This is a genomic window from Arthrobacter terrae, assembly GCF_015708085.1.
Lineage (GTDB): Bacteria > Actinomycetota > Actinomycetes > Actinomycetales > Micrococcaceae > Arthrobacter_M > Arthrobacter_M terrae.
On the sequence record NZ_JADNYM010000001.1, the window covers coordinates 37,786 to 55,675 of the forward strand.

General features: G+C 62.1%; 13 protein-coding genes and 1 pseudogene. 4 read left to right on the forward strand and 10 right to left on the reverse strand.

Features of this window, described 5'->3' with window-relative positions:
- Window positions 1-4: 4 nt before the first annotated feature.
- The 4 genes from IV500_RS00185 to IV500_RS00200 all read right to left on the reverse strand — a co-directional run bounded on the left by IV500_RS00185 (window position 5) and on the right by IV500_RS00200 (window position 4,466).
- Complete coding sequence (locus tag IV500_RS00185; protein WP_196394816.1) at window positions 5-889, reverse strand: beta-phosphoglucomutase family hydrolase; 885 nt, start codon at window positions 887-889, stop codon at window positions 5-7.
- A 243-nt stretch (window positions 890-1,132) separates the two neighbouring features.
- Window positions 1,133-2,233: a S1C family serine protease gene (locus IV500_RS00190; RefSeq protein ID WP_312875766.1), complete on the reverse strand. Its 1,101-nt coding sequence runs from the start codon at window positions 2,231-2,233 to the stop codon at window positions 1,133-1,135.
- A gap of 21 nt (window positions 2,234-2,254) precedes the next feature.
- Window positions 2,255-3,760 (reverse strand): lipase family alpha/beta hydrolase, encoded by a 1,506-nt coding sequence (locus IV500_RS00195; protein ID WP_196394817.1) that lies wholly within the window; start codon window positions 3,758-3,760, stop codon window positions 2,255-2,257.
- A gap of 310 nt (window positions 3,761-4,070) precedes the next feature.
- Window positions 4,071-4,466, reverse strand: coding sequence for an Hsp15 family ribosome-associated heat shock protein (locus IV500_RS00200; RefSeq protein ID WP_196394818.1), 396 nt, complete (start codon window positions 4,464-4,466; stop codon window positions 4,071-4,073).
- Window positions 4,467-4,738: 272 nt separating this feature from the next.
- On the opposite strand from IV500_RS00200, the pseudogene IV500_RS22045 reads away from it, so the two are divergent.
- Window positions 4,739-5,650: pseudogene (locus tag IV500_RS22045) on the forward strand (RecQ family ATP-dependent DNA helicase); the annotation flags it as partial.
- 449 nt (window positions 5,651-6,099) lie between these two features.
- Entirely contained in the window at window positions 6,100-6,258 is a 159-nt protein-coding gene (locus tag IV500_RS22050; protein WP_312875767.1) for a hypothetical protein, read from the forward strand.
- A 42-nt stretch (window positions 6,259-6,300) separates the two neighbouring features.
- On the opposite strand, the gene IV500_RS00210 is transcribed toward IV500_RS22050, so the two are convergent.
- Window positions 6,301-7,098 (reverse strand): sigma-70 family RNA polymerase sigma factor, encoded by a 798-nt coding sequence (locus IV500_RS00210; RefSeq protein ID WP_196394819.1) that lies wholly within the window; start codon window positions 7,096-7,098, stop codon window positions 6,301-6,303.
- Window positions 7,099-7,301: 203 nt separating this feature from the next.
- Between IV500_RS00210 and IV500_RS00215 the strand changes: the two genes are divergently transcribed.
- Window positions 7,302-7,922 (forward strand): L-threonylcarbamoyladenylate synthase, encoded by a 621-nt coding sequence (locus tag IV500_RS00215; protein ID WP_196394820.1) that lies wholly within the window; start codon window positions 7,302-7,304, stop codon window positions 7,920-7,922.
- Between the two features lie 17 nt (window positions 7,923-7,939).
- Here the strand turns inward: IV500_RS00215 and IV500_RS00220 are convergent, their stop codons facing one another.
- From IV500_RS00220 to IV500_RS00240, 5 genes are all read right to left on the reverse strand, one after another.
- On the reverse strand, window positions 7,940-11,851 hold the full coding sequence (locus IV500_RS00220) for a PKD domain-containing protein (RefSeq protein ID WP_196394821.1): 3,912 nt from the start codon (window positions 11,849-11,851) through the stop codon (window positions 7,940-7,942).
- A gap of 154 nt (window positions 11,852-12,005) precedes the next feature.
- Window positions 12,006-14,567 (reverse strand): PKD domain-containing protein, encoded by a 2,562-nt coding sequence (locus tag IV500_RS00225; RefSeq protein WP_196394822.1) that lies wholly within the window; start codon window positions 14,565-14,567, stop codon window positions 12,006-12,008.
- Between the two features lie 456 nt (window positions 14,568-15,023).
- Window positions 15,024-15,995 (reverse strand): ferritin-like domain-containing protein, encoded by a 972-nt coding sequence (locus IV500_RS00230; RefSeq protein ID WP_230854282.1) that lies wholly within the window; start codon window positions 15,993-15,995, stop codon window positions 15,024-15,026.
- A gap of 654 nt (window positions 15,996-16,649) precedes the next feature.
- Window positions 16,650-17,294, reverse strand: a complete 645-nt coding sequence (locus IV500_RS00235; protein WP_196394823.1) for a nucleoside/nucleotide kinase family protein — start codon at window positions 17,292-17,294, stop codon at window positions 16,650-16,652.
- A gap of 7 nt (window positions 17,295-17,301) precedes the next feature.
- Window positions 17,302-17,610, reverse strand: coding sequence for a hypothetical protein (locus IV500_RS00240; RefSeq protein WP_196394824.1), 309 nt, complete (start codon window positions 17,608-17,610; stop codon window positions 17,302-17,304).
- Between the two features lie 84 nt (window positions 17,611-17,694).
- Between IV500_RS00240 and IV500_RS00245 the strand changes: the two genes are divergently transcribed.
- Window positions 17,695-17,832 carry a hypothetical protein gene (locus IV500_RS00245; RefSeq protein ID WP_196394825.1) on the forward strand — a complete coding sequence of 46 codons (138 nt, stop codon included), beginning with the start codon at window positions 17,695-17,697 and terminating at the stop codon, window positions 17,830-17,832.
- Window positions 17,833-17,890: the final 58 nt, after the last annotated feature.

Below are 17,890 nucleotides of genomic sequence, written 5' to 3' on the forward strand. Positions count from 1 at the left end.
TCCATCATGGTTGTTCCCGGGTGGGTTTATCGGTCAGGTCATCGTGACTCGGTGGCAGCAGGTCGGCAAGATCGCAGACCACGACGTCGGCACCCGCGTCACGCAGGGCCGGCGCCTGGCCCGCTCGGTCCACGCCCACCACGCGCGCAAAGCCGCCGGCCCGTCCGGCAGCGACACCGGCGAGCGCGTCCTCAAACACGGCGCACTGCTGCGGGGACATTGCCAGCGACCGGGCGGCAGCCAGGAACATGTCCGGCGCCGGTTTACCCTTGAGCTTGTCGGTGCGCGCCGTGATCCCGTCAACACGGACGTCGAAAAGGTCTTCGATGCCTGCCGAGGCGAGCACGGCCTGGCAATTTGCGCTGGAGGACACGACTGCGCAGCGAAGCCCGGCCCTGCGGACAGCGCGAACGTAGCCGACCGAACCGCTGTAGACATCGACGCCGTCCTGTTCCAGCCGACGCAGGACAATCCGGTTTTTACGATTGCCCAGGCCGTGAATGGTTTCACCGCCTGCGGACCCGTCGGCGTCGCCGTCCTCCATGTCGCCTTCAGGAAGGGTGAGCCCGCGGGAGGCAAGGAAGGAGCGGGTACCGTCGGCCCGGGCCTTCCCGTCCACGTATTGGTCATAGTCCGCGGCGGGATCAAATGGGACGAACGGTTGATTTGTCCGGGCGGCAACATCCTTCAGGTAAGCATCAAACATTTCCTTCCACGCAGCAGCATGCACTGTTGCCGTCTTAGTCAGCACCCCATCGAGGTCAAACAAGCACGCGTAGACGGTATCGGGAAGCCCGACTGAGACGGCACCGGTGGCCGGTGCCTGCCCGGCGGCCGGTGCACTGCCGGGGGAAGATGTGTCGCTGGGTGAAGATCTACCGCTGTTCAACTTAACTGTCCTCTCGAGAGTCCGGTGGTCGGTTATCAGATTGCCTCAGCCGACCCGCGCGGCCAGAAGCGGTCGTCCGGAACGCGGCGGCCCTCGCCGTCATTCGCTTCCCCGCAGATCCTGCGGAACTGCACCTTCGGCTTCGCTGCGATGCCACACCCCTGCGCGTCGGGTCTTGGCCGGGTTTGATTATGCTCCCCGGCATTGCTCTCTCCGATGCAGCCCGATAAGCAGCGGCGCGGTTTACTGGGCGCTGTTGCCCAGCGTCACCGACAGTGTCTTGGTGTTCTTGCCTCGCTGCACTACGACGTCGACCTTATCCCCCGGCTCCTTTTGCCGAATGGCTGCCGTCAGATCGAGCGCATTGCTGATCTTCTTTCCGGCGAAGCTGACGATGATGTCGCCGGGCTGCATACCGGCTGCTGCGGCCGGACCGCCCTTGGGCACATCCAGAACCAATGCACCTTCGGTTACGGCGAGGTTAAAGTGCTGGGCCACCTGCGGGGAGATGTCGGTCGGAATCACGCCCAGGACAGCGTGCCGGACCTTTCCATTGGCCAGCAGCTGGTCCGCCACCTCGGTGACAGTGGTGGCCGGAGTGACAAACCCGATGGCAACCGCCCCCGAGCTCGGTGGCAGATACGCCTCGGACAACCCGATCACTTCCGAGTTGCCGTTCACCACGGCCCCGCCTGAATTACCGGGGGAGATCGGAGCGTCCGTTTGAATCAGGTCCGTAATACCCTGCGGAGACTCCGCCGACGCCGGCATATTGCGGTGCAGAGCGGAAATAATACCAGCCGTTACGGTCTCGGCCAGCCCCAGCGGACTGCCGAGAACTACGGCCAGGGAACCCACCTCAGGGACACCGGAGGAGAACGTCGCGGCCGGCAAGTTGGACCGCTCAGCCTTGATGACCGCGACGTCGCTGACATCGTCGACGCCGATTACGGAGGCCTGCACCTGCGTTCCGTCCGCGAACTGGACCTGGACGGTACTGAACGGCTGCTTCTGTTGATCCTCCACGACGTGCGCATCGGTGACGATGGTCCCGTCGGCGTGATAGACCACGCCGCTGCCAAGGCCAATGGCGGTCCTAATGGTTACCACGGACGGCTCCACCGTTTTGACGATGCCCGGCACGGCGGCAAGACCCACGTGGGTGACGTCACCGGACGCACCGGAGGAAGCGCCACCTCCGTCTGCGGAGGTTGTTGAAGCAGACGTAGCTGGTTGGCCCGCTGACGTCTGGCTGGCGTCGGGGCTACCGGTGCATCCGGTCGCCGTGACGAGGGTTGCAGAACTGAGAACTACGGCACCAACGACGCGCAGGTACTTTTTCACGGAAGGTTCCTTTCGTTTGTCTTAGGTCCAAGGGATCGCAGTAAGAGTCAAGCACGCAGCATCGCCCAAGAGCCTCCTGCCCGAATCGGTGAGCGGGACCGAGGGCACGCCGGCGCTGTCTACGTCGCCGGCACCCCATGTCACCGCGTTGGAAAGCTGCTCTTGTCCGGCTATCCGGCCGTAAAGCTCGCTGTTCCACTGCCATCGCATCTCCGGCAGACCGGCGCTGTCACGCGCACCTACGTCCAGAATCAGGCTGTCCTCCCAATCACCGACCTGTTCCAGATGATCCCCGAATCCGAGGATCCCCCCGGTCTCATCCAGCGAGGTAACGCTGACGTCCAACGCGTACCGGCAACCGTTCGCCGCCTCGGGCTCCAAAAAGAGCGTTACCAGCGGTACCGGGGAGTCCGGCGTCGAAAGCTGCTTGGCTTCGGCATTGATATCCACCGGGCAATAGTGGGCGGCGGTCTGCTCGTGTAAAAGCACCGGGATGCCACGCACCGCCAAACGCACGTCAGCCTGCCAGACGCGGTCCTCCAGCTCGGCCGGGATCAGGCCGCGCAGCCCGACTTCCAGCCGCAGCCCACCAAAGAAAAAACACTTGAGATTTTGATACGTTTCCTCGGAATTGACCAACCCGTACCTGCCGCTGTGCGATCGATGGACGTAGGCACGGGCTGAACCGACAACGTAGGCGTTGCGGATGGCCACCAAGCCGTCGCTTTGCACCCCCATAACCACGGTGGAAAGCCCGTTGGCGACGGCATAGTCAGCGGAGTCTGTCCCAACGATGCTCAATACCCGGCTCGCGGGAAACGGCCCCACCATCCGGCGGGGATCCCACTGCCCAGTACGCGGATCGACCCCGGCGTTTTCCGGGGCGCCGGCTGGAAGCATGTATTCACGCATATGGTCCGGGCTGAAAATGTTCGAACCATCGGGCCCGAACTTGTCCATCAACCAGCCACCGATGCCGCCGCCAAGCTGGGGATCGATTCCGCCATGCGGAGTGCCGACGGTACACAACTTGGAGACGGACTCTTCCGGGTCCGGCATCAGCCGTTGCAGCGCCGTCCGACAGATTAGACCCCCCATCGAATGCGCCATCAGGTTGACCCGGGGGTTTCCGTACGTCTTGGACCGCACCAGTGAGATGAATGCGGCCAGGCCCTGTGCCGAGGTGCCGATGTCGTACGGCTTAGGTTCGTTTCCGAACGAACCGGACTCCTCATCGTAAAACCGGTAGATCCACACCGAGTCCGGAGGGAGTTCGTCGGGACCGGCTGAAAGCAGGACCTGCTGCTGGCTGCCTGCCACCTGAACGTGGTATCCCTGCTCATTGATCAACCGCAGCAGTGGGCCTTCGAACTGATAGAACCGCGGCTGTCCCCCCGCCCCAACGCGAATGTGCGTCGAGCCCTCGTTCAATCCATAAAATGCGTCGTCCACCGCAACATCGATAGCACCCTGCCCGCCGGCGAAACCACGGACAAAGATAATGGGAAGCCGATCATTCATCTGCATCCACCATCCTGACTCATGCCGAAGCCATCTGCGGGGCTCTGTCATCAGTGTGCCACCGGGAGGCCCAAACGTATACCGGTTTTGGGAATTTCCGGAGGCACCCGATATTAAGCATTTGTTGGGCCGCAGCCGTCCCCGGCTGCTGCGAACAGCCCAGCCGCGGCACTTTGGGAGCCGTCAGCACTCCCAGAGGCACGGGCCGGCGCGCCGCGACAGCTCCGTCCGGCGTCGAGCCTCATCCGGCCGAAGCTCCGGCCATATTAACCGCTCGTCCCGCTCCGGTCCGCGCCCGTCCCGACACCGCTTAAAGTCAGTCTTCACCGCGCAGGCGGTCCATGATTCTGCGGTCCCTTTTAGTCGGCCGCCCGGCGCCCCGGTCACGCATCGGCAGCCCGAGGGCCGGCATTGCAGGACGCTCCGGTGTCTGATCGGTGAAAAAGTGTGACGCGGCTTCGGCTCCAACGCGTTTGGAGATCAGTCCCCTAACGAGCAGGATCCGATCGTATCCGGACTGCCGGACACGAACGGTGTCGCCGGGGACTACCGGCTGTGCGGCCTTGGCGGCGGCGTCGTTGACCTTGACGTGGCCGGCCCGGCAGGCAGCGGTGGCGGCCGAGCGCGTTTTGTAGGCGCGGATGGCCCATAGCCAGGCATCGATACGCACCGAAGCTAGGGCATTCTTGGGAACGTTTCCGGCAATGCTCATGGTGATGGTGAGTCTACCGTGTGCATGAGGGACGCTGATCGCGTATGAATGACGCGCGGCCGCTCGTCATGGCACAGGGGTCATTATCCGCTGGTCCCCTGAATCCGCTGCGGTCCGCCGCATCCAGGCGTGCTGAGAGAAGTAGGCTTAGTATCCAGCTCCGAAACCATCTCTTATCCAGAGGAACCATGCCACCTACGCGCAAAGACCTGGGGAATGCAGCTGCGCAGACCTTTGGCTGGCGGAATTTGCGTCCGGAGCAGCTGTCCGCGATGGAAGCTGCCGTCCACGGCAGGGATGTCCTCGCCGTCATGCCCACGGGTTCGGGCAAATCGGCGATCTACCAAGTACCCGCTTTGGTTCTTCCCGGTGTGGCCGTCGTTGTCTCTCCATTGATCGCGCTCCAGCGGGACCAGGCGGAAGCCATCAACGCCGCCACCGGCATGGACAGGGCGGTTGTTGTGAACTCCTCGCAATCCCAGGCCGAGCTTGACGACGCGTGGGCGGCCGCGGAGGACAGCGATGAGAAGCGCAAGGCAAAATACCTTTTCCTGGCGCCCGAACAGTTGGTCAAGGAAGCAACGATGACCCGACTTGCTGATCTGGAGGTGTCCCTGCTGGTGATCGATGAGGCGCACTGCGTTTCGGCCTGGGGACATGATTTCCGCCCGGATTATCTTCAGCTTGGTGCCGCGGCCGCACGGCTGGACAAGCCGATCATCGCGCTTACAGCTACGGCCGCGCTTCCCGTTCGGGAGGAAATTATCCAACAGCTGCGGCTGGAGAAGCCGTTGGTTATTGCGCGCGGCTTTGACCGGCCGAATCTGTACTTGGAGGCGGTTCACCATGAGAGTGCCGAAGGTAAGCGCCGTGCGATCATTAACCAGCTTCCGCAATTACCGGCCCCGGGGATTCTTTATGTCTCCACCCGCCGGCACGCTGAGGACTACGCCGCCGACCTGGGCGGGATGGGTCTTCGCGCGAAGGCGTACCACGCGGGCCTGCGCAAAAGAGTCCGGGAAGACGTTCATCAAAGTTTTTTGGACGGTGACCTTGATGTGGTTGTTGCCACGAGCGCGTTTGGCATGGGGATTGACAAGCCTGACGTCCGCTTTGTACTGCACGCTGATATTCCCGAGTCGGTGGACAGCTATTACCAGGAAATAGGCCGCGCCGGACGTGACGGCAGGGACTCGCTCGCGCTCCTGCACTATCGGCCCGAAGATCTGGGATTGCGCCGATTCTTCGCTGCACACCGGCCGGATCCCGATGCCCTCCGTCAGCTGTTCGGCCTCCTGCGGCAACAGCAAGGACCGGCGACGGCGGCGGACCTTGCGCAAGCGTCCGGCCTGAACATCCGGAGGATGACGGGTCTGCTGAGTCTGCTGGAGCAGAGCGGGTCGATCACTGACAGTGAGGCGGCCGGCAAGCCGGCCTACCGTGCCGGGAGCCGACAACGGACGGCTGCCGGCGCCAATTTCTCCTCGGATATTTTGGCGAGGAGCTTTTAGAGTCCTGTGGAAACTGCGACAACTGCGACCGGGTCGCTGCAACAGCCGGGCGCCCTTGCGGAACACCCGACCCGGCGGCCAGTCAACCCGGGCAGCAACGGCCCTTCCCAACTCAATCCACCGTGACCCACCGGCAGTGGGGCAGCGGTGTCGTGATGCGCTCTGAGAAGGACACCGTGACGGTGCTTTTTAAGTCGGAGGGCTACAAGACACTGTCACTGGACCTCGTGGAGGAGAAGGGCCTGCTGGCCGCCGATGGCGATGAGGCCGTCCGCGGGTAAGACGGGTAAGTCGATAAGGCAGGTCGGGGGGGGGGGCTCCGCTCAGGCGCTCCGTGAGGGTTGCCCCCGGCCTTCGGCCTCCTGCTGCGGGTCGTCCTGGAGATTTCGCTGCAATTTCGTCAGGACACGGGCGAGCAGACGTGAGACCTGCATCTGAGTCATTGCCAGCTGACGCCCGATCTGCTCTTGGGATTCTTCGTGAAAGTACCGTCGGTAGAGCAATTGCCGTTCCCTGGCCGGCAGTTTCCGGATGGCGGCTCGGAGCATCAGAATTTCCTCGATCCGGTCCGGCCAGCTGTCTGAGTCGGCGATGACCTCCGACAAGCTCAACGTCGGTTCATCTCCTCTTTCGCCCAGCGGTGCCTCCAGAGACTCCGGACGGAGGCTGCTTTGGCAGTTCAAGGCCTCGGCGACATCCCGTTCATCGACCTCTAGCTCAACCGAAAGGTCCGCCAGCGTCGGTTCACCGCCCAGCCGCTGAGCTAACGACGGTGCGGTTTTGGAAAGGGTAGTCCGCAGGTCCTGTAAATGCCGCGGCGGCCGGATCACCCAGCTGCTGTCCCGCAGATGCCGTTTCAACTCCCCCCGCACAGTGGGCATTGCGTATGCCAAAAACGTTGTTCCCCGGTCCGGATCGAAGCCGCGGACAGCCTTGATCAGTCCTATGGACGCAATCTGCCTGAGATCATCCAGGTCCCTTCCGCCAATGATGAAGGCACGGGCCGCGGTCTCTGCTATGTCCAAGTGGCCGAGGACCAATTCATCCTCAAGGGCCCTGCGCAAAGAACCGACGGAGCGGCGCGCACGGTGGAAAGTCTCGAGGGCTTCCGTGTGATTCATAACAGGCGACAAGTTTGTCTCCGCTCTGCTTCGAGGACGGCCTTTCCAACCTTTCTCCTAGAGAATCAGAAGCCTGCTTATTGCACAATCGTTTTGGCGAAAATTTCCTGAAACAACTTCTCATTCCCCGAAGCAGAAGGTATAAGTTACTTCACGCCGAAACGCCCTGTGCACCGCCTCTCTGACGGCCGTAAGCTCGTGACATGGCTAAATTCTTTGACGTCCATCCGGAAGATCCTCAACCGCGCGCGATCGCACAGATCGGAGATCTCCTCCGATCCGGCGGACTCATCGCCTACCCCACGGACTCCTGCTATGCCCTCGGCGCGCAGTTGGGGAACAAAGCCGCGCTGGAGCGGATCCGGGCGATCCGTCATCTTGATGACAAGCACCACTTCACACTGGTCTGCAAGGACTTCGCCCAGCTGGGGCAATTCGTGCACATCGACAACGACGTGTTCCGCAGCATCAAGTCCGTCACGCCGGGCAGCTACACCTTTATTCTGCCTGCCACCAAAGAGGTCCCGCGCCGCCTCCTGCACCCGAAGAAGAAAACCGTTGGTGTCCGGATTCCCGGCACCAAGATGGTGCAGGCCCTGCTGACTGAGCTGGGAGAACCGCTGCTTTCGAGCACCCTGCTGTTGCCCGACCAGGAGCAGCCGCTCACCCAAGGCTGGGAAATCAAGGAAAGGCTCGACCACGAGGTGGACGCGGTGATCGAATCCGGCGACTGCGGCGCCGAACCGACAACCGTTATCGACTTTTCCGGGGGCACCGCTGAGATTGTTCGACGCGGGACCGGCGACCCCTCCCGGTTCGAGTAACCAAAAGGGGCCCTTAGCTACTTCGTCCCTCCTGCCCAGAGATCATCGAAAGTGACTGTGAGCGGGGTGGGAGTGCCGGTAGTACTGAGATAGCTGTAGAGCCCGATTGCCCCGGCGGCCTGGAACCCTGCAGTGGAATCGGTCGTCGCCAGCTGCCAGTTCGCAGGTTCCGTGGTTCCGGTTTTCCAGACCTTCGCCTGGAGGGTGGTCGGGGAGGTACCGGTCACCTGCAGCCGGACCTGGAGCCGGTCACCGGAGTTGAAGGTCAGACCGGAGATGGTGGCCGACTTCAGAATCGTATCTGTATTGCGTTGCAGGTTCAGCTGCACCGTTCCGGTGGAACTGACCACGACACGGGCGCCGTAAGTATTGGTGCCCACGCGCCGGCCGATTAGACCCGCGTAGATACTGCTCGCCGTTGGCCTGTTGAATCCGATAGTGGCCCGCACCTCCGTATCACTGGAACTGACCCCGTTGAGGTAGGCATACCGGTTAGATCTAGCCGGGCTCGCGATAGTGGCCGCGCCGCCTTTGACCGCGAAGTCTCCGACTGCACCGGAGATCGTCCAGGGGCCTCCGGTATCGGCCGTTCCCAGACCGCCGCTGACCGTGCGGTTGAACGCGTCCTGCGCCAGGGGCACCGCGACCGGCGGCGGACCGCCGGTAACAGTAACCGGATGATTGACAGTTCCCGTGGCGCCTCCGTTATCGGTGACGTTCAACGTGACCGTATAGGTTCCGGCGGTCGCATAGCTGTGACTGGCACTCACGCCGGTCCCGGTACTGCCGTCACCGAAGTTCCACGCGTACGAAGAGATTGTGCCATCCGGATCCTTCGAAGCCGACCCGTCCATGCTGGCCGACAACGCGTTCACACTGGACGTGAACGCCGCAACCGGCGCCACATTCACCGGCGGCGGGGTGCTCGCGACAGTGACCTGATGGTTCACCGTTCCCTTAGCGCCGGCATTGTCCGTCACCGTCAGCGTGACCGTATAGCTGCCGGCCGCGGCGTAGGTGTGGTTCGCGCTCAGGCCGGTCCCGGTACTGCCGTCACCGAAGTTCCACGCGTACGAAGAGATTGTGCCATCCGGGTCCTTCGAAGCCGACCCGTCCATGCTGGCCGACAACGCGTTCACACTGGACGTGAACGCCGCAACCGGCGCCACATTCACCGGCGGCGGGGTGCTCGCGACAGTGACCTGATGATTCACCGTTCCCTTAGCGCCGGCATTGTCCGTCACCGTCAGCGTGACCGTATAGCTGCCGGCCGCGGCGTAGGTGTGGTTCGCGCTCACGCCACTTCCGGTACTGCCGTCACCGAAGTTCCACGCGTACGAAGAGATTGTGCCATCCGGGTCCTTCGAACCGGACCCATCCATGCTGGCCGACAACGCGTTGACACTGGACGTGAACGCCGCAACCGGCGCCACATTCACCGGCGGTGCCGTGTCGGCCGTGTTCGCCAGACCGGGCGTACCGCCTGTGGTTGAAGCCGCCCGCCAACTGGCCGCCACGGCATTGTCCGCGCTCGGCGATACCAGCTCAAGTGAAGGGCCTGTGCCATCGGCTGCGGCCGGCCAAGGTGCCTGGTTGGAATAGGTCACCGAATCGACCGTCCGGGTCGCGTCGCGGAGCACAACCGCCTCACCCGCGTCATCGAGAGAACCGGTGAACTGGCCTCCAACCAATCGGTTCGCACCGGTGTAGGCCTGGCGGAAGGCCTTGTCGTTCGCTACGAAAACAATCCGGCCACCGGCCGGAATCACCGTGCCGGCCTGAATCGTCAATCCGACGGCGTCGATAGCCCAGCCGGAGATGTCGACCGCGGTGTTCCCCGGGTTGGCGAGCTCGATGTACTCTCCACCGGTTCCCGCCGGATGGTACTGAATCTCGTTGATGACAACATTGGCGTCGGCCGCCTGCGTAGTCGGCACCGGCTTTCCGGCACCGGTGTTGTTGTTGATCGCGTTGCGGCGGTCGGTCAGGCCGTTAACGAACGCGCTGCGGGCATAGGCGGGCGTGTATCCCTTCCATTTGGCGTAATTCAGGTTCCAATCCGGCGTCGTCTTGGCCGAGATGGCATCCCAATGGGCTTCGTATTGACCGGGTGCAAGGAATTGGTCAGCCAGCGTGCGCAACCGACGGTAGAACATCTCCTTGATCTCGGGATAGGCAAGCATCGCCTGGGTGAAGTGGTTTGATGTATCCGGGGTCAGGAACAGCCCTTTGCCGTCGGAGGCCGCGGTGGTGAAGATCCAGTTCAGATCCCACTGCCACATCTCCCACCGGCCTGTGCCATCCGTATCCCGTGCCAGCCACCAGTTGTACCAGCCGCTGTCCTGATGCCGGATAATCGAGTTGATCGCCATGTAGTTGACCAGTTCCGGGAGATTCACATTCTGGTAAATCCAGGCCTGCTGCGCCGCAGACGGCGGGGCGTCCACCGTGTTGGACAGGGTCCAGACATCGGTGAAGTCCTCAGACTTCCGCGTCTTCTTAGCAAGCCAGCCCTTTGCCTGAAGCACGGCCGGTGACGTTGTCCGACCCACGCTTCCGCCGATGTCGGCCTTGTAAATCGCCCAGTCCTTCACGCCTTGCGCCGCACGCCAGGAGCCGTCCTCAGTTTCCATAATGCGGCCCAGGCTCCAGAACGCCCCGTTGCGTTGCGTCCGCACAGGCACGATGTTCAATGCGCGATTGCCTGCGGCCTCAACGGTGGCCCAGCCAACGTCGGCGAAGTTGTCGGAATAGTTCTGCAGTGCGAACGAGTCCAGCGGATAGGGCAGTTGCCCGGCAAGGTCAAACGTGTAGCCCTTCGGAAGCTCGACCTTCCAGTTCACCTTGGGCTCCGTGCGGGAGGAGTTCCCGCGGACGCTCATCAGTGCGCCGTCGATGACCTCGCCGTTGTAGGACCACACCGCCGCCCCTTGCACGTCATCCGCGCGGTGATTGGCGAGAATGTCATCGTAGACGGCGTCCTCCATGAACCATTCAATGACGGGGAGCTGGCTGCTGACGGTCGAATTCACCACCACTACACCGCGGTAACGGGCGGAATCGCCCGCCGCCGGTACCGAGTAGGACGTGCCAGCGGACTTGGCGTCGACCCGGTATCGGATCAGCTTGCCCGCGCTCTGTCCGGGAATCGAAGCGGCGTAGACGCCGTCGCCGGCCCCGCCGGGACTCGCCGCATCATCGAGGAACGACACCACGACGTCGGCGCCGAACATAACCTTGTAGGTGAGTTGAGCGGTAGAACCGGGCTCGAGCCGGGCCGAGACCACCACCGGTTGATTGTTGGCCGGACGGGACGGAGCCGCTGTCAGGCCCGCTACGACGGGTGCCGTCCCGCCCACACTGCCATCAATGGAATTCCGGGCCCCGGGCGTTCCGCCCGCAGCCAAGCTCGCTCCCCAGCTCTGCGGCAAGGACTTGTCTGCCATGAGATCGCGCAGTTCCAGCGAGGGGCCAGTTCCGTCCGGGGCGGTCGGCCATGGGGCGACGTCCGCGTATGTGACGGTATCCATGGTGGCCAACGCGGCATCCACCAGTGTAACCGTCTCACCGCCGTTGCTCAGGTTCCCGCCATATACCGCGTTAGGCGCGAAACCGTAGGTGGTCTGGAACTGTGCAGTGTCCTTAGCCACCACAAGATAGCCCTTCGCGCCAAGCACAGTGCCAGCGGCGAACGTTCCCGTCACGCCGGCGCTGAAAGACCATCCGGAGATGTCAACCGGCGCGGCCGTAGTATTCGTCAGCTCAACGAAATCATCCGCGTCAAGGTCGGATCCGGCGTGGTAATTCAGCTCGGAGATCACTATCGAGCCCGGAACGGCGCCGGGTGCCGCATGCACGGGCCCGGCTATGGATACCACCAAAATGCCTGCCAGCATCGATGTCGACGCAACAACCGATGTTGCGCGCAAGCCTCTACCTATCGCCATTGCTAGGTCCGTTCAAGAAGATGTCAGCCCAGGCACCTTGCCTGCTGCCCCGCCGCACACGAGTGCTGCGTGGGATGAGTATGGAGCAGTCACAGGTGATTGTCGATGCGTAATACGTACTCTTTTTTTCGACCACTCAGTTAACCGTGGCGACGGCACCGAGATCAAAGCTCAAATCCGGCGTTGCATGGTAGTTCAGATGGGTCTCCACAGCGATGGTATTGACGCCGTCGACCAGCAGGGACAGCGGCACGTTGACTGTCACCGGACTGGCAGCGGCTTTCGCCGTGCGGAATCCGGTGGTGGCGTAAGTCCTAAAAGTGATCGGGCCCGTTGGCATACCGCTCCGGATGACTTCCGTGCCATTGACGTAGACCACTACCCCGTCATCGGCTATCGTCTTCAGTGACAATTTTGATACCTTTGACGCCGTCGCAACGTTGAACTGACCGATGAAATAGGCGGCCAGGGGCCGGGTGCTGACAGGACCGGAGACATCGATATTGGTGCCGAGCCCGGCAGCGCCAAAGCCCAGTGTCCCTGACCCCACGTTCCACGATGACGCGTCATAGCCCCTGTTCTTCCAGGCCGCATCCGGAGCGGTCGGGGCGAAGCGCCAGCTCCACGCTGCTTTCGTCGGCACCACGACCACGTCAACTGGACCTGTTGGCGCAGCCACCGTTACGGGAGCCGACATGACACCGGTGGCACCCTGATTATCCGTCACCGTCAGGGTCACAGAATAGGTGCCCGCTGCCGCGTAGGTATGTGCCGCCGTCGTCCCGGTTCCCTTCGTTTGGTCACCGTAGTCCCAGGCGTACGAGGCGAGGGACCCATCCGGATCCGAGGAGGCTGAACCGTCAACGGAAGCAGCAAGGCCGGACACACTGCTGGTGAACTTTGCCACGGGCGACTTGTTGGTCACCGGTCCTCCCCCACCTCCGGAAGTGGTGGCTGTCGCCGTGAGGTCGAAGCTGACGTTCGCTGTCCCGTGGTAGTTCAGGTGGATCTCGGCGGCGATGGTATTGGTCCCAGTTACCAGCAGTGACACAGGGACGTCAATCACCACCGGGTTTGCGGCGGCAGTTGCAGTATTTGTGGTCGAGGAAGCATAGGTATTAAACGTCACAGGACCTGCGGGCATATTGCTTCGGCCCACTTCCGTACCGTTCACGAAGACGACGACGCCGTCATCGGCTACCGTCCTCAGGGACAGTTTGGTCACGGCAGAGGCGTTGTCCACGGCGAACTTCCTGATGAAGTAGCCGGCCAACGGCCGCGTACCGGGGGTCCCGCTGACATCGATGTTCGTGCCAAGCCCGGCGGATCCATACCCAAGCACCCCGGCTCCGGATTTCCAGCCTGATGCGTCATAGCCGGGGTTTTTCCACGCTGCGTCCGGGGCCTTGGAATCAAACCGCCAGCTCCAAGCCGATTTTGCAGGAACGACGACGGTGTCCTCGCCGGGGCCGGAAGCAACCGCGGCCACCGTGACGGAACCCGTCTTGGATGCCGTCGCACCGTGACTATCGGTCACCGTCAGGGTTACCGAATACGTGCCGGCGGCAGCGTACGTGTGCGACGGCGAGACACCCGTGCCGGAGCTTCCATCTCCGAAGGTCCAGCTGTATTCTGCCACGCCACCGGCGCCCGTAGAGCCGGAGGCGTTGTACGAGGCCGACAGGGCGTTGCTCGTGGTGGTAAAGGACGCCACCGGCAGGACCGGATTCCCGAAGGGGACCTGTTCAACCTGGAGTACGGACGCCGAACTGACGACAGTCACTTTCAGCCACTGCGCCACGTTGGGACCGCCTTGGATCGTGAATCTGGACAGGTTCGGGACCGCAGTGGAGATGCCGTAGTAGGACAACCAGGTCGACGACGTCAGAGGCTTATCACTGGCGAACGAGTGGGTATCGCCGTTGAACAAAAACACCGGTTTGTTATACGCCGAAGCCTCCGAGGCGAGCGCTTTCACCAACGGCCCAAAAGCGGTGCGGTTGGGTGAGCCGGTAAACATGTCGGCCTGCGTCATTAGGACCACGGCCCTGCTGTTATTGGTTTTCGCAGTTGAAAATGTGCTGTGGATGAGGGCGATATCCGCAATGTTCCGGGCGTCCACTTCCGCCTTTTGCTCCGGAGTGACCGCCCTATTGCCTTTCCACCACGCCAAATCATTTTCCGACCCCACAATATGGACTACGCCGAACGTGATGCCCGCCTGGTCCAGCATGACGTTCTCCGGATACCCGGGCTGCGCGAGGACGGCGGCGGGGTTTTGGCCAAGGCTCTGCCCGGGTTGTGGGAAGAATACCCGGCGCAGAGCCGCCAGCCGATTCAGCGGGTCCGCAGCGCCGATGGCAGCGTTGGAACAGTCCGCCCACTCGTTGTCACCGGGGGTGTACAGCAGAGGATCCTCAAATCCATCAAAGGCCGATTTGATGGTGGCGTAGTAAGAATCAGAGCAGTTAGGCGGCCCGCCGATATCACCCAGATGGGTCACCAGCTGCACCTGCGGATCGGCATTAAGCTGTTCTACCCGCTGCGGAAACATACTCAGCTGGCTGGAACCATAGGGAATATCACCGATGACGGCAAAGCTAAAAGGCGTCGCCGCCGAACCTGTTGCTGCCACTAATCCAGTGATCGCCCCGGCGAAAATGGCCCCGATAATGACCGAAGCAAGACTGCGTTTCACGGTGTCTCCTCGTGCTGCGCGACTGACCTTAGGAGACCTGCTGGCCGCTAACTGGCTCTGTCCGTCGTGTCATTGCCCCCCGCCCACGGGGCATCACTAAGACTACGTCGGTATCGGCACTCTACAAGTGCTCACTGGCGCTGTCTACGCGTAATTATCCGGCCATAATCCCGCAGCCATGAACGAGGTTCATGGCGAGTCCATCCGGGAACACGTCCCCCGCGTGGCGCCCTGCCGAGCCGAGCTCTTTATGGACCGGGCGCAGGAAATAATAGCAGGAAGTAATACTTGTCGGGATCGACGCCCTGTTGGTTACTACGCCCTGTCGGTTACGACACAGAGCTGCACTTGGGCGGACACGGCCGATCAGGATGGGACCTACGCGCCTACCGCCGCGCGGAATGCTGCGCAGCGGTAGGCATAGGCAGGTATTTTCCGGTTTAGACGTCGGGGCCTCTAGTCATCACCGTCGCGGTCGTTGTCCCCACTGACATTAATGGAGCCATTCACACCGTTGGGGAAAAAGCCGCCCGAGCGCGCGCGATGCCCCGTCAGATATACGATGTTCAGCACTTGGGCAGTGGTGCGTCCAAAAGCGATCCCGTTGCCATCGGCGGGGACCAGGTTTGCCACCCCGTTGAGAATAATAGGCTGATCGTCATCCGGCCGACCGTCGACGGTGTCGCGCAGATCCGAAATGTTCACCGTGGGTGCCGCCAGACCGAGCCCGTACAACGTTGTCCTGATGACGGCTGCATGATAGGCCTCCACCGCCAGAATGCCGGCTGCCGCATCAAGGTAGGTCTTGTTATTGATCAGCGGCGCCGCGCCCTTATATGCAGTCACTCCCACATCCTCAAATACAAAAGCTGCCAGCAGGAAAGTCTGCTCGCTGGCGTAGACGTCGAACTTCTGACCCTTCTTAATCAGACCGGCGGCGACCGCTGCGGCGGCAAAACTGTCATCGATGTTGATCGCCGGCCGCGACACGGCCGCGCCGCCAAGTGCGGAACGCAGAAAGGTAACGTGGGCCTTTTCATCGCCGGCTATTTCCTGCGCGAATTGGCGGATGGCGGGGGTCTTGAACGGCACTGTGTGGCCACCGCTCACCCCGCCCCGCCGTCCGGTACCTCCGGTGAGGTTATCGGGCAGACCCTGCCCCGTGGTCGCCCGGAGGTAGAACTCGGCTTCCAGGTATTCCAAGTTCAGCGCGAAATTCAAGATCGCGGCATCGCTTGGTGCTGTGGCATCCGTGCTAGCTGTAGTGGCGTCGGAGGCATCGGCCATTCCGGCGGTGCCCGCCACGAGGGCCGCAGCGCCAACACCTAATCCGGTCAACCGGGCGGCTCTGAGGAAATTGCGCCGATCGGTAGGGTTTTCTGCGCTTCTGTTAATTGCGGCAGTGATAAATTTCTGGTCAAACATCATCGTTCTCCTGGGATCGTTGAAACAGCGAGTCCCCAGCTGGGGAAACTGTACGCCCCCCGTTCGCCAAACGGAAGGGTGCGGCCATCGGGAACGGGTCTCCTCCACGGCAGAAATTTCGGCCGCGATTGTCCACATCTCGTTGATACCGGGTTCCGGATGCCTTCGCCGAGCGGCAGTCTCTTCCTTAGGAAAGGAGAAGCATCATGGAAGAAGCATCCGACGAGCAACCCTCGATAGTTGCCGAACTCGAGAACCAACTACGTATGCGGGTCCACGATATTGACTATGCGCAGCCTGGGTGAATGCATGGCGTGCTATGTACAGAGGATGCTTAATTTTGGCTGTCTCGGGCTGCGCTGGGCGACTCTCTATCGCGATCGAACGGCTCCTAAGGCCACGGCACTGACGTTGCCTCGGCAGGATGGGAGCATTCTGCGATTGCGCGATTTTCCTCAACGTTTACGAGCCGAACCCGGAGCACTTTGAACTCGATCAGGACGGGGGGATCGTTGATCAGCCCAGCCCGCTCTGCCGAGGTGTCCGGCAGGGGTCGGTCCAGCCGTGCGGACTGTGGTTGCCCGTACGAAGATAGAGCGAGGGCACAGGTGACGGGCCAGGGTGCGCCGGTAGTTGGGGAGCTAAAAGGTTCTGTGGTTATGGACCTTCGGAGGATTCGTCCTCAACAGCCACAGCCGGACGGTCCGGGTGGTTGTAGCGGACCAGAATGTCCGGTACTTGAACAAGCTCGTCCTGATACCGCGCCAATACCGGCACCGTGAACTGTGCGGGTATTGGGGTTCTGCGCTTGAGTACCGGCTCGTCCATGCTCAACAGAACGGTGAGGTCGAAGTCCAGCCAGCGCCCCAGCAGCATTGGCCCGGACACCAGCAAAACCAATCCCGGTTGTGCCTGTTTCCGCGCTACACGCACGGCACGATCCGTTCGAACGTCGTACAGGCGCGGCAGCCACGAGGAAGAAGCTCCCGCCTCAGGAGCCAACGGGTCCAACACCTCCCGCCCAAGGGCGGCGTAGTCGAACCATCGAAACTCGTAGCTGTCCGGATCGTCACGGCCGGTCTCGAGCCGCTGGGAGGCAGGCAGCTGGAAGTCTTCCAGATCCACTACGGCCGCTGGCCGTCCGTTCTCCCGTAGCCACTGCGCGGTCCGGTCCGCCAGAGACCGCGGATTACCGGCCGGCGGTCCGTCGATCGCCACCCTCAGCCTGCTTGGACGTTCAAGGCAGCGTGCACCGATCAACCTCACTAGTGCCTGCGGCGAGTACGGCGTGAATCGGTGCATTTTCCGATTATGCCGCCAATCGCCGGCTCAGGCACGCAACATCTGCAAAGCGGTAGGCCACCACCCCTTTTTGCCGCGTCGGACCAACTGCCCGCAACGCTTCCACGGAGATCGTGTACCTACATTCCTTCGTCCCGCTGGTTTCAACAACGGATTCTCCGACGAATTCCGTGCTCGTTTTCTCTAAGGCCAACGTCTGCAGAATTAGCGCAGTGCCCGATCCGGGCAAGCGCTGGATATTCCCCGGCTGCTGAGCCGACGCCGCCACGAGTTGCCCGCCGCCGCCGCCGCCCAGTTCGCCGTCGCGCACTGACATTCAGCAGCACACTGGCCGGCCAACTTCTCTGCAACCCTCGACCGTTCACACCGTAGGCTTCATTCTCATTCTAGGATGCCGTTCATGAACAAGCTCCTCCGTCAGCATCCTTACCGGTACATAGTTATTCCCCTGGTCCTGCTGTGGGTAATAGCGTCTTTGCTCACGAGGATGTTCGGCCGTGACTGGTCCGATGCTCTCTGGGGCCCATCCGGCACCTGATTGTGTACTCGGCCTTCGCCGCAGTTTCGGTGCGTCAAAGGCGAACAACAGATGCCAG

Bases quoted from the DNA above. Each gene is read 5' to 3' on its own strand.
- IV500_RS00195 (WP_196394817.1), bottom strand. From the start codon at position 3,760: ATGCAGATGAATGATCGGCTTCCCATTATCTTTGTCCGTGGTTTCGCC.
- IV500_RS00200 (WP_196394818.1), bottom strand. From the start codon at position 4,466: ATGAGCATTGCCGGAAACGTTCCCAAGAATGCCCTAGCTTCGGTGCGT.
- IV500_RS00210 (WP_196394819.1), bottom strand. From the start codon at position 7,098: ATGAATCACACGGAAGCCCTCGAGACTTTCCACCGTGCGCGCCGCTCC.
- IV500_RS00215 (WP_196394820.1), top strand. From the start codon at position 7,302: ATGGCTAAATTCTTTGACGTCCATCCGGAAGATCCTCAACCGCGCGCG.
- IV500_RS00230 (WP_230854282.1), bottom strand. From the start codon at position 15,995: ATGATGTTTGACCAGAAATTTATCACTGCCGCAATTAACAGAAGCGCA.
- IV500_RS00235 (WP_196394823.1), bottom strand. From the start codon at position 17,294: ATGCACCGATTCACGCCGTACTCGCCGCAGGCACTAGTGAGGTTGATC.
- IV500_RS00240 (WP_196394824.1), bottom strand. From the start codon at position 17,610: ATGTCAGTGCGCGACGGCGAACTGGGCGGCGGCGGCGGCGGGCAACTC.
- IV500_RS00245 (WP_196394825.1), top strand. From the start codon at position 17,695: ATGAACAAGCTCCTCCGTCAGCATCCTTACCGGTACATAGTTATTCCC.